Annotated in this window: 7 protein-coding genes; 6 read left to right on the forward strand and 1 reads right to left on the reverse strand. The window is 51.0% G+C overall.

Annotated elements, in window-relative coordinates; all coding sequences use genetic code 11:
- Positions 1–582 precede the first annotated feature (582 nt).
- A complete protein-coding gene (gene uvrA / locus DYE26_RS27015; RefSeq protein WP_036619409.1) occupies positions 583–3,462 on the forward strand; it encodes an excinuclease ABC subunit UvrA in 2,880 nt (959 codons plus the stop codon).
- Positions 3,463–4,002: 540 nt separating this feature from the next.
- Here the strand turns inward: uvrA and DYE26_RS27020 are convergent.
- On the reverse strand, positions 4,003–5,640 hold the full coding sequence (locus DYE26_RS27020) for a nitrite/sulfite reductase (RefSeq protein WP_036619411.1): 1,638 nt from the start codon (positions 5,638–5,640) through the stop codon (positions 4,003–4,005).
- 314 nt (positions 5,641–5,954) lie between these two features.
- On the opposite strand from DYE26_RS27020, the gene DYE26_RS27025 reads away from it, so the two are divergent.
- The 5 genes from DYE26_RS27025 (at position 5,955) to DYE26_RS27045 (ending at position 12,463) form a co-directional block, all read left to right on the forward strand.
- Positions 5,955–6,164 carry a hypothetical protein gene (locus tag DYE26_RS27025; protein ID WP_036619413.1) on the forward strand — a complete coding sequence of 70 codons (210 nt, stop codon included), beginning with the start codon at positions 5,955–5,957 and terminating at the stop codon, positions 6,162–6,164.
- A gap of 310 nt (positions 6,165–6,474) precedes the next feature.
- A complete protein-coding gene (locus tag DYE26_RS27030) occupies positions 6,475–7,716 on the forward strand; it encodes an S-layer homology domain-containing protein (protein ID WP_036619415.1) in 1,242 nt (413 codons plus the stop codon).
- A gap of 519 nt (positions 7,717–8,235) precedes the next feature.
- Positions 8,236–11,046 (forward strand): DUF5704 domain-containing protein, encoded by a 2,811-nt coding sequence (locus DYE26_RS27035; RefSeq protein ID WP_240534093.1) that lies wholly within the window; start codon positions 8,236–8,238, stop codon positions 11,044–11,046.
- 130 nt (positions 11,047–11,176) lie between these two features.
- Positions 11,177–11,797: a deoxynucleoside kinase gene (locus DYE26_RS27040; RefSeq protein ID WP_036619416.1), complete on the forward strand. Its 621-nt coding sequence runs from the start codon at positions 11,177–11,179 to the stop codon at positions 11,795–11,797.
- A 3-nt stretch (positions 11,798–11,800) separates the two neighbouring features.
- Positions 11,801–12,463, forward strand: a complete 663-nt coding sequence (locus DYE26_RS27045; RefSeq protein WP_036619417.1) for a deoxynucleoside kinase — start codon at positions 11,801–11,803, stop codon at positions 12,461–12,463.
- The last annotated feature ends 238 nt before the right edge of the window (positions 12,464–12,701 follow it).

The following is a 12,701-nucleotide window of genomic DNA, read 5'->3' on the forward strand; positions in this document are numbered from 1 at the left end:
AACAATAAGGACAAAATGCCGCTAATGGGGATGAACAAGTTCAAATCCGGAAAATAAGAGCACAATGTGCCGCTATTTTTGGAAAGCAGCCTCGGAAACACATGTTTGGTCCGGCTGAATTCAAGATTCGACGCCGAATTATCTTCTTAGAATTAGCATCGTGACCAAAAGACGATTTTTAAACTGCCTTAGTTAAATAAAGGTTCAAAAGTCGGCTTTTCAGCACCGAGAAGGTTGGATGAAGCTAGGGATGGAGTAGCGGAGCGTAGGAAGATCCTACGTGAGCAACGGAAAGCCCGGCTGAATTCAAGATTCGACGCCGAATCCGCTTCGCTGTTCTTGCTTCGTGATCAAAAGCTGATTTTTAAACTATCTCAGTTAAATGGATGTTTAAAAATCAGGTTTTCAGCACCGAGAAGGTTGGATGAAGCTAGGGATGGAGTAGCGGAGCGTAGGAAGATCCTACGTGAGCAACGGAAAGCCCGTCTGAATTCAAGATTCGACGCCGAATCCGCTTCCCTGTTCTTGCTTCGTGATCAAAAGCTGATTTTTAAACTACCTTGATAAAGGGAGATGAAACCGTTGGCTAGTGAGAATATAATCATCAAAGGCGCCAGAGCGCACAATTTGAAAAATATCAGCATCACGATCCCGCGCGACAAATTTGTGGTGTTGACGGGCTTAAGCGGTTCGGGCAAATCCTCGCTCGCCTTCGATACGATTTACGCTGAGGGGCAGCGCCGTTACGTCGAGTCGCTGTCCGCGTATGCCCGGCAGTTTTTGGGACAGATGGAGAAGCCGGACGTGGATTCGATCGAGGGCTTGTCTCCGGCGATTTCCATCGACCAGAAGACGACGAGCCGCAACCCCCGTTCCACCGTCGGAACGGTGACGGAAATCTATGACTATCTCCGCCTGCTGTTCGCCCGGGTCGGGCATCCGCACTGCCCGGAACACGGCATCGAGATTACGTCCCAGACGGTTGAGCAGATGGTCGACCGCATTATGCAATATCCTGAACGTACAAGATTGCAAATTTTAGCCCCCGTCATTTCCGGGAAGAAAGGCGAGCATAAAAGCTTGTTCAGCGAAATCGCCAAACAAGGCTTTGTTCGGGTGCGGGTTGACGGCGAGCAACGGGATTTGTCGGAGAACATCGAACTGGAGAAAAATAAAAAGCACTCCATCGAAGTCATCGTCGACCGGATCGTGGTTAAGGATGACGCCCGCAGCCGGTTGGCCGACTCGATCGAAACGGCGCTGAAAATGTCCGGCGGGCAAATTTTGGTCGACATCATCGGCCAGGAAGAGCTTCGGTTCAGCTCCAATTTTGCCTGCCCGATCTGCGGATTCAGCATCGAAGAGCTGTCGCCGCGGATGTTTTCGTTCAACAGCCCGTTTGGCGCTTGTCCGGAATGCGACGGGCTTGGCGTCAAAATGATCATCGACCCCGATCTGCTTATTCCCGATCCGTCGAAGACGATTGAGGACGGCGCGTTTGAAGCGTGGGCCGGAGGCACTTCGAATTACTATCCGCAGTTTTTGAAATCCGTTTGCGAGCATTTCGGCATTCCCCAAGACGTGCCGGTGTCCGAGCTGACGAAGGAGCAAATGGACAAGCTGCTGTACGGAACGGGCGATGCGAAAATCCGTTTCCGCTACCAAAACGATTTCGGCATGAGCAAAGAAGCTTTGGTAACGTTCGAAGGGATCATCCCGAACCTGGAGCGCCGATACCGGGAAACCGCTTCGGAAGGCATCCGCGAGTTCATTGAAGAGTTTATGGGCACGAAACCGTGCGGCACCTGCAAAGGCCATCGTCTGAAAAAAGAAAGCCTCGCGGTTACGGTCAACGGGCAAAATATGGCTTATGCGACTTCGCTTTCGATCGGAGAGGCGATGGAGTTTTTCGGCGGGCTGGAGCTCAGCGAAAAAGAAAAACAAATCGCTCACCTAATCCTGAAGGAAATCAATAACCGGCTCGGTTTCCTCGTAAACGTCGGGCTCGATTACTTGACGCTCAGCCGGGCGGCAGGGACGTTGTCCGGCGGGGAAGCGCAGCGGATTCGGCTGGCAACGCAAATCGGCTCAAGCCTGATGGGCGTGCTGTATATTCTGGACGAACCGAGCATCGGCCTGCACCAGCGGGATAACGACCGGTTGATCTCCACGCTGGCGCATATGCGCGACATCGGCAACACGCTGATCGTCGTCGAGCATGACGAAGACACCATGCTGGCGGCCGATTATATTATCGATATCGGACCGGGGGCGGGCATTCACGGCGGCCAGGTAATTTCGCAAGGGACGCCGCAGGAAGTGATGAACGACCCGCGTTCCCTGACCGGCCAATATTTAAGCGGCAAAAAATTCATTCCGGTGCCTTTGCAGCGGCGCAAACCGGACGGACGCTGGCTGGAGATCAAGGGAGCGAAGGAGAACAACCTGAAGAACATCAACGTCAAATTCCCGATCGGCGTGTTTACGGCCGTGACCGGGGTATCCGGTTCGGGCAAATCGACGCTGGTGAACGAAATCTTGAAAAAAACGCTGGCCCGCGACTTGAACAGAGCGAGAGTCCGGCCCGGCCAATACAAGGAGATCAAAGGGCTGGAGCACGTCGATAAAGTCGTGGACATCGACCAGTCGCCGATCGGGCGGACACCGCGTTCAAACCCGGCCACGTACACCGGCGTGTTCGACGACATCCGCGACCTGTACTCGCAGACGAACGAAGCGAAGGTGCGCGGCTACAAGAAAGGGCGCTTCAGCTTCAACATCAAAGGCGGCCGCTGCGAAGCCTGCCGCGGCGACGGCATTATCAAGATCGAGATGCACTTCCTGCCGGACGTGTATGTGCCTTGCGAAGTGTGCAAAGGCAAGCGCTACAACCGCGAGACGCTGGAAGTCAAATACAAAAACAAAAGCATTGCCGATGTGCTGGAGATGACGGTGGAGGATGCCACGGAATTTTTCCAAAACATCCCGAAAATTCACCGCAAGCTGCAAACGCTGCTTGACGTCGGGCTGGGCTACATCAACCTGGGGCAGCCGGCGACGACGTTGTCCGGCGGGGAGGCCCAGCGCGTGAAGCTGGCTTCGGAGCTGTACCGCCGCAGTACCGGCAAGACGATCTACATCCTGGACGAACCGACCACTGGTCTGCATGTCCACGATATCGACCGGCTGCTCAAGGTGCTGCATCGTTTGGTCGATTCCGGGGACACGGTGCTGGTCATCGAGCATAACCTGGACGTCATCAAAACGGCCGATTACCTTATTGACCTTGGTCCGGAAGGAGGCAGCGGCGGCGGGACGGTCATCGCCACAGGCACGCCGGAAGAGGTCGTAAAGGTGGAAAACTCTTACACCGGCCGCTACCTGGCTCCGATTCTCGAACGCGACGCGAAACGCACCAAAGAGCTTGAAAACCTGGAAGTGGAGAGCCGGGAAGTGGGTTAAAACTATCCGCAGGGCGTAATGCAGTAATGCAGAATAATGCGTAAAGAATTGCAGGAAGAAGTATAGAAGAAGTATAGAAGAAGTTGTAGAAGAAGTTGTAGAAGAAGTTGTAGAAAAAGTGTTTAAGACAGTCTGCGGCGGTCCCTTGTGATTGCGGGCAGGCTGTTTTTTTGTCCGATTAAAGTAGTGTTCCATATGACGGGGGGTGTGGACTTTTTGGCAAGAGGAAGATGGAGTTTGTGCGGCGACAAATATAGTGTTAGGACGAAATTAATTGCATTTCCTACATTTGGGATGGCATGTTTGAGTCGGATGAGAGCAACAGTTGTAAAAAGTGCGATTAAATATAGGGTATAGAGGTTGGCCGAAGCTAAGTTCCGTTTTAAATGCAGGTTATGCAATTAAAACAAAGGATTCAGCCAAATTTCCGAAAGTAATTGTAAGTTTTGCACTTATACGCTACGGGCCTAGTAAATGAGCAAGGGGCTGGCACCAATCACCAGCCCTTTGCGATGCAATATCTGGCTGCCTCACGTTCTTTTACGAAGCAACCCCGGCCTCTAAAATGCCGCTAAGCTTCTCCTGGAAGGCGGGAGCGCCAACCCGGAGCACAAAGCTGTGGAACGATTCCCCGGCGGTGCGCTGCTCTTTGTAGAACAGCAGGAGCTGCTCCAGCACCTGGGCCACCTGATCGCCTTTGACGCGGCCTTTCAAAGCCTGGTTAAACTGCGCCTGGGGTCCGTTAGGCCCGCCGCCGAGAGTGCCACCGACGGCGATGTCGAACGCGTCGACCATGCCTTCCGGCGTTTTCACCAAAGAGCCTTGCAGACCGATGTCGGCGATATGCTTTTGTCCGCAGGCGTTCGGGCAGCCGATGAAATGGATGCGTACTTTTTCGTCCAATTCGACGTGCTGATCCAAATATTCGGCAACCTCGGCGGCGCGGCGTTTCGTTTCCACGATCGCGAGATTGCAGAACTCATTGCCCGTGCAGGAGACGGTGCGGCTCATAAAATGCTTCGGAAACGGCGTCAGCCGCTGCAGGACGGGAGCTTTCAGCGCTTCCTCCACCTTGTCGTCCGGAATGCCGCTCAGCAAAATGTTCTGGGACATCGTGGTGCGGATTTTTCCTTCCCCGTATTGATCGGCCACATCGGCCAGCTGTACGAGTTCATCCGCATTGAAACGGCCGACGGGAACGTTTAGGCCGATGTAGTTTAAGCCCTTTTGTTTTTGCGGATGGACGCCGTCGAAATAGGCGGCTTGCCAGCCTGCCGTTTTGTCTTCGCCGCGCGAAGGCAGGTCACCGATCAATTCGATCAGCTTGTCTTTGAATTTTTCCGGGCCCCAATCGGCAACCAGAAATTTCAGGCGGGCTTGATGGCGTTTCTCGCGGTATCCGTAATCCCGGAAAATCGTCGTCACGCCGACCGCCACCTTCAGCACTTCCTCCGGTCTCACGAAAATGTCCAAGGGCTTCGCCAGATGGGGCTTGGCCGAAAGACCGCCGCCAACCAGCGCGTGAAAACCGATCACCTCTTCGCCGCCGATCGTTTTGACGGCCGGAACGAAGGCCAGGTCGTTGATCTCCGCCTGCGCGTTGTTATAAATGTTGGCAGAGATGGACATCTTGTATTTGCGCGGCAAATTCGAAAAATCGCGGTTCAGCAGGAAAAAGGTGTTCACTTCTTCCACGATGTCCGCCGTGTCGATCAGCTCATCCTTATCGATGCCGGCAAGCGGGTTGCCGACGATCGTACGCGGGCAGTCGCCGCAGGCTTCAAACGAATAAAGGCCGACTTCTTCCAGCCGCCGAAAAATATCCGGCAAATTCTCCACACGCAGCCAGTGGAATTGAATCGCCTGACGGGTCGTGACGTCCACGAGCCCGCGTCCGTACAATTTGGAAATTTCAGCTAACGCCCGGGCTTGCTTGGTGTTCATGATCCCGGTGTTGATCCGCACGCGCATCATGAAATGGCCGTCCTTCGGTTTTTGCTGATATACGCCGGCCCATTTGAAACGGTCCATATCGTCCGCCGGGATGGAGTCATACCCTTTGACCGCGTATTCCTCGATAATGGTGCGGATGACGTCCAGGCCGTCTTTTTCCAGCTTGACGAATTCGAATTTGTTTAATTTCTCCGGTTCTTTTGTCCAAATCGGCTCGTATGCCATGCGTAACCCCTCCTTGTATGATCAAATCTATAATTCCGACAGAATAACTATGATATAAGTAACATAATGGTACCATAGTTATGAAGGAGCGTAAACCGACAGAAGGGCTTTTGGACATAAGACTTCCTTATGGAAAAACAAAGTTCTGGTAATAATGAGGATGTCAATGAACAATTGAGCGAAAAGAGATAAAAAACCATCCTTTGGAGTTATTTTTTTGACGATTTTTTGTCTTTCCTCTTGCATCCGGCGGGGCGGGAAGATAACATAGAAGGAGATATGTAATTTCGTGGATTTCAAGAGGAGGTTTCGCGATGTTGCTCGCCGCAGCGGGAGAAACGACAACGACGTTTAACGGATTCGATATTTTTATGATTTTGTTCACCGTGATCATTTTGATCGGCGTGGTCCGCTTGTTCAAAGAACGTCCGAAGAAAAATCTGTTCGCCATCGCCTTCGGCATTATCAGCCTGCTCGTGTTTTTGGTGTCCGACGCCATTATGATCAAAGGCTGGTTCGGTTAAGCTTCCGGTACATAACCCTTCATGCAGTGAAATGGTTGGGCATCTTAATCCGGGCGGGATGAGGTGCCTTTGAATTTTTTTAGCGCAAAGTCTTTACGAATCCGCAAAGTGTAATATAATGGAAACAGGTGAAGCACACCTTGATATCGCTCGTCGATAATCGAGGTGTGTTTTTTTATTGCCTAAAATGGGTTATTTTCACAAAATAGGGATGTTACGGGAGGTGATGATAGAAAAGGAGCGAATAATTAGAAATAAGGCATTTTATGTGATTAGTGTAAAACAATAGAAGGAAGGGTGAGGCAATTCCATGAAAAAATGGCTGTCATTTCTGTTGGCCGGGACTTTGATAAGCGCTTTTATTCCGTTCGGGTCCCATACGGCCGTCGGCACGGTGAATGCTGCAGCAATCACTTTTAAGGACGTGAAATACGACCACTGGGCGAAAAAGGCGATTGATTCGGCGGTCGCCAAAGGTTACTTCAAAGGCTACGCCGATGGAACCTTCAAGCCGAACGCGACCGTGACCCGGGCCGAATTTGCCGCGCTTTTGGCGCGTGCGGCGAAAGGGGATGCCGCTGAAACGGCTTCTTCCGGCCATGAGTTTTCCGATCTGACAGGTCATTGGAGCGAAGCCGAGGTGGAACGCGCCGTGTCCCTCGGATATATTCAGCCCGGCGACTATCCGAACGGATTTAAGCCCAATACGCCGATTACCCGGTTTGAAATGTCAAAATGGATGACCTCGGGGCTGGCGGCGGCCGCTGAGGATTACAAACAAGCATTGGAGGATACGAAGACCACCGTGATCCCGGTAAAGGAATATTTTAATCCCGGCATACCGCAAATTAAGTCCTCTTACATCGCCGTAGCTTTAGGAACGAAATTAATGAGCGGTTACCCGGACGGCTCCTTCGGCCTGGACAAAAACGCAACCCGGGCGGAAGCTTCCACGATCCTGCTGAATCTGGAACGAGTAAGCGGCCAAAAGGCCGACGACTTCCTTGGCCTCAAGGAACTGCGCCAGGTCGGCACGGAACGGACCAATCTGGAGACGATCAGCCCGTTTACAACCGGCAACACCTCTTTAAACGATGTGGCGGAAAAAACACTCACATTCCGAAATAACGCCGGCAGCCTAAAGCTGCACAATTATATCGTGGTCGATACCGAAGATTTCAAAAATATTAAGAGCATCTATGCGCCGTTGTTTGTGGATGAGACGGATTATATTAGTCGGTTGGATAAACCGGGGGTATATAGAGCGTATATTCAGATTACGATTTATCCGAAAACAAAAGAGTTTGACCTCGATCACTATATGACCGGCGTGGGAGATGGTGTAGTCAGGGGGAGTAGGATTCTAAATCAAAATCTTATGCAGAAGTATGGTTACTTTACTCTCCCACATATGAATGCAAAGGAATTTTTTAAAGGAAATAACAACGGCAATGGGATTACCGTATGGGTTCAGCGATTTTTGGATTCTGAAACAATGGGATCTCAAATCACAACAGACGATGGTTCATTTGCATCTATTAATAACAAATAATAGGAATTGGTGCGATTGAAAAATAGATATGCTGTTTTCTTGTTATCGATTCTATTTATAGCCCTATTTTCAAACCACTCTTTCGCTGCATTTTCAAATGGTTACCCAACAAAAGGGATAGAAGTAACTCCAGGGGGGCCAGCGCAGATGCAAACTGTAAAAGTGGAAGTGAGAGGGCAGGCCGATGCATTACCGAAAGTAGTTTGGGTTCAAAGTGATACGGATATTTGGGTCGCTACATTTGATAATGGAACTCGTGTAGAAACAGGCACCTATAGTAGTGGGGCCAATGCCGTACCTTTGAAAAAACGTACAGATTTTGAGTTGGATATGACAAATTATGCCCCGTCTTCTATGACAGACATGCAGAAAAATTCATTCTCCAAGACTTATGTTAAAGAACTAATGATTGAAGATATGACTTGGACTAATGAACCTAGCTTTGAACCTGTCGGTTCTAAACCATTATTTCAAGAGGGAAGTACTAAAGCAACCATTAAAGTTTCAACGGGGTATCCATTGGACTACAGTTTAAGATATAAATACTCCACCCGCTACGACGGAGCGGACAAATTTATGGCCGAATACTACATCCCGATGCTTGTCAATTACAAAGGGTACGTGGTCGAGAAAAAGAAAATGCGCGTGCTGGACAACGCCACGCTGGCGGTGGGTCAGACCAAGGAGATGAAAGCTCAGGTAGCGACACTCGAATATAATATGTCGGATTGGAACGACAATTGGTATGATGTCACAACGGCTTCCGAAACGGTATGGACGTCTGACAATAGTGCGGTGGCTGCTGTAGATGCTTCAGGGAAAGTGACCGCCAAGTCCAAAGGAACGGCCACGATCACCGCCCAGTGGAAAAAAGGACCGTACTGGCTGTATGGAGCGGCCGCAATTACGGTCGGAACTGGCGGGGACCCCGAGGGTCCCGAAGACCCGGATGGGCCGCCAGGCGTAAAATGTACGAAACCATCACCTGAGCGATCTATGGCCGGCGAGGATTTTAATCCTAACGCGAGCGCAGTCATTAAAGCAGACAGCCGGGGAAGTGAACGATTCAATGTAGCGGATGGCATACCGACCTCGGAAAGTTTGTATGGTAATGTCACAGCGAAAGAATATTTGTATAACTACAAATACAATAAAATGGCAGGGACTTGCACCTTTACTGTGCCTGTAACAAGAGATTTTAATCTGCGTTGGGTAGAATACGTATTTGGTGTCGGCTATAAGCACAGGTCTGAAAATGTAACGTTGACTTATGACGTTAAGGTTACGAAGCCCTATGCTTACTGGGCAGTAGCTGAATTTCAGTTGTATGAGATAGTCAGGGCGACGCTTTTGAACTATGCCTTTGAGGGTGGTGGAATCTCGATTTTGCCAGCGGGATATGATCCGCCCGATTTTGTATTAGCGGCTTACTCTACCCATATCCAACCCCCGCCACAGATTAAAACCATTGTACTGAGGGATAAGGATATCGATGGCGGAACTAAAAGGCCGGATATTGAAAACGATACACGCGAGCGGGGGGAAATGGAAGCAGAAGGCAGTAAACGTGCGCCCAAGCTGTATGTCCGAAATGATTTACTGGAATTTGCAGGTCAAACAATTATGAATGACGGCTGGGTAGAAGGACAAACTGAAATGCCGGGTGAAATTCCGGAAGCGAGAATCATTAATGACAACGTACTATATAGCCCAGACCATATTATACCAACTAGCAAAACGAACAAGGCGGACCAAGCGAGCAGCGGGAGGATTTACTACGAAATCATGAACGGGAGTACCGATGCGGACGCCAATAAAGACTTTCCAATCTACGGGATCAATTCGGTAACGGTACATACGCCGGTTGTCATCTATCCCAGCGTTTCGGATGATCGGGCCCACAATCAAAAAACGAATCCAGCCGAGGGGCGTTCCGCGATTATTCTTGACCGGCCTTTTACCGTGGAAATGCCAAACAGCGGACAGCATGCGAATTATCTCGGTTATGGGAACCGGAACTACCTCAAATACATAGGCAGCAAGCAGGTGCGTTTCCCGTTTGACGTGTACGATGGAACGAAATCGGCTTTTTACTCGAAAAATACCTGGATCGAAGTGGACAAAAGCAAGGAGTCGTTTGCGTTTTTCTTACCGGTGTGGGTGGATGAAGGCTTTTACGATGTCGAGTTTCGCACGATCGCGCATAATGCGCCGTCCGGGGCCACGGATCAAACCAATGCCAATCTGGATCTTAAGCATCATATCGCCTATGATACCGTGCCGGTGGATGCGATCGGGCGCGTGTACGATTTTCGAGTGACGGATATTGCCGATTATAACTGGGAAAGTGTGTTCCGGACCGAAAAAGGCGGGCGAACGCCGACCGGTGCGTCTTATTGGGTAGGCTTGAACGGGATTGACGGGGCGGCGCGCGGCAACACGAGCAGGTTCACGCTGCCGATCCGCCCGGGCAGCCATCCGCTGTACAATAACGCTGTGATCAAGACGGGCTACCATTTCAAGTTTGACCTCAAAACGAAAGGGAATATGTTTGGGGCGCAGGATCAGATTGCAATTACGCCGGCGTTTTATTTTATCGATGCGAAAAAAGGCACACGGACGCCCGTTGATTTGTACTACCATACCGGCAGCAAAAGCTACGTCAAAATCGGCTCGCCTTCCGACAAGGTGCAGCGTTATGTCGTTTTGAACGAGCGGCTGCGGAATGTGCCGGCCGAGGAGTTGACCGATACGGCGCTATACAAATACGATCACGACTATACGTTTAATCAGGTGGCCGGGATCGGGCGAAGCCAGTTCGTGCAGAACTTTATTCGCAAAACGACGAAGCAGCGGACGGCCGTGGGCAGTTTCAGCCTGCTGCGGCTGCCGGAAGGCGTGCGGACGCTGATCGGACCCAAAACCGATCTGCCGCCCAGCGTCGATCCGGCCCGGGCCAATGCCGCGGTGCAAAAATGGTATGGCGAGTACAGCCTGCCGGCCGACCTGTACGCGGTGGCGGCGGGGACGAATGTGGCCGAATACGGGCGGACGCACGGCGGGCTAACGGATAAGTCGCCGATATTTTTGAAGGATGGATACATTGTCGTGAACTTCAACATCGAGACGGTGCGGGATGGGAACACGGACAAGCCCCATCTTCAGTATATCGACGCCCCGTTAATGAACCAGTGGTTCGGGCTGGAAGGGTTTAGGCGCAGCGCGGACGATCCGTACGGACGGACCTTTGCGCTGCTGGACGGGGACGTCGTGTTCTATCACGCGGACCAATCGAGCCGGGGCGATTTTCGTTCCATGGTTACGCATTAAGAAAGTTTGGGAAGACTCCTTCTCCGTTTTTTGGGGAAGGAGTTCTTTTTTGCTCACGGATTTGCTAGTTCTATGCTACAATGTTCTAGTCTATTAACGAGCAAGTGAGATGCGGGAGGACCCTAGAGTTATGAAACCAAGTCCGTTTATTGCAGTGGAAGGCGCGATTGGGGCCGGCAAAACAACGCTGGCGGCGATGCTCGCTGAGCGGTTTGATTTTCCGCTCCTGAAGGAGATTGTGGAGGAAAATCCGTTCCTGGACAAGTTTTACCAGAACAGCGGGGATTGGAGCTTTCAACTGGAGATGTTCTTTTTGTGCAACCGGTACAAGCAACTGGAGGATACGGCGCTGAAGTTTGTGTCCCGCCGCCGGCCGGTCGTGTCCGATTATCATATTTATAAAAATTTGATTTTTGCCCAGCGCACGCTGAAAGGGGGCCAGCTTGACAAATACCGGCAAATTTATCATCTGCTGACCGACGATTTGCCGAAGCCTAACCTGATCGTGTATATCCGGGCGGATCTGGCGACCCTGCAGCAAAGAATCAAAAAACGCGGCCGGAGCTTTGAGCAGGACATCGATCCCGGTTATCTGGAGCGGTTAATCGAGGATTACGATGAGGCGATGGCCCGCATTAAAGCGAATGAACCTGAAACGGTTGTCATCGCGGTGGACGGCAATGCGATGGATTTTGTCGAGCATCCGGAGCATTTTGAACAAATCGTTGCCGAGATAAAGGAGCGTATGTAAACGATGAGCCATGATTTTCATATTCCCCAAGACGCTTTGATCACGGTCGCGGGCACCGTAGGCGTAGGCAAATCCACGCTGACTTCAGCCCTGGCGGCCCGGCTCGGCTTCCGCACTTCGATGGAGAAGGTCGATCAGAACCCCTATCTGGAGAAGTTTTACCACGATTTTGAAAGATGGAGCTTTCATCTGCAAATTTATTTTTTGGCCGAACGTTTTAAGGAGCAAAAAGCGATTTTCGAAGCGGGCGGCGGATTTGTGCAGGACCGTTCGATTTACGAGGACACCGGTATTTTTGCCAAAATGCATGCCGACCAGGGCACAATGTCCAAAACCGATTACGAAACATACAGCAGCCTGTTTGAGGCGATGGTGATGACGCCGTATTTTCCGCATCCGGATGTGCTGATCTATTTGGAAGGCGAGCTGTCTTCGATTTTGAAGCGGATCCGGCTGCGGGGCCGGGAAATGGAAATCCAAACCGACGTATCCTATTGGGAGCAGATGTATAAGCGCTATGCCAAATGGATCGAGGAGTTTGACGCGTGCCCGGTGCTGCGGCTGAATATCGACGAATACGATGCCACGGATGAGGCCTCGCTGGACGAGATCATCCGCCAGGCGGCGGAGATCATTCAAGCGTCGCGGGCGCGGCGAAACAAATAGCATGGTAAAACCTCCGTAATCCCGTTATTATCGGGAGCGGGGGTTTTTTGGCTGAGGGGCGAGGCCTTTTTTCGAGGGTGGAGGATAATGGGGATTATAACTGAATATGTGATTGGCTTTACTATAACGATATTGCAAATCATACACTTAATTTTATATCAAAATGCCCTAACATTCGTTTCAATTGCATTTCATGCACTTACATTCCCGTTTCATTACCTTTCCTTAAAAAGAAAAC

It is taken from the genome of Paenibacillus macerans (assembly GCF_900454495.1).
GTDB classification, from domain to species: Bacteria; Bacillota; Bacilli; order Paenibacillales; family Paenibacillaceae; genus Fontibacillus; species Fontibacillus macerans.

Bases quoted from the DNA above. Each gene is read 5' to 3' on its own strand.
- DYE26_RS27020 (WP_036619411.1), bottom strand. From the start codon at position 5,640: ATGGCATACGAGCCGATTTGGACAAAAGAACCGGAGAAATTAAACAAA.
- DYE26_RS27025 (WP_036619413.1), top strand. From the start codon at position 5,955: ATGTTGCTCGCCGCAGCGGGAGAAACGACAACGACGTTTAACGGATTC.
- DYE26_RS27030 (WP_036619415.1), top strand. From the start codon at position 6,475: ATGAAAAAATGGCTGTCATTTCTGTTGGCCGGGACTTTGATAAGCGCT.
- DYE26_RS27040 (WP_036619416.1), top strand. From the start codon at position 11,177: ATGAAACCAAGTCCGTTTATTGCAGTGGAAGGCGCGATTGGGGCCGGC.
- DYE26_RS27045 (WP_036619417.1), top strand. From the start codon at position 11,801: ATGAGCCATGATTTTCATATTCCCCAAGACGCTTTGATCACGGTCGCG.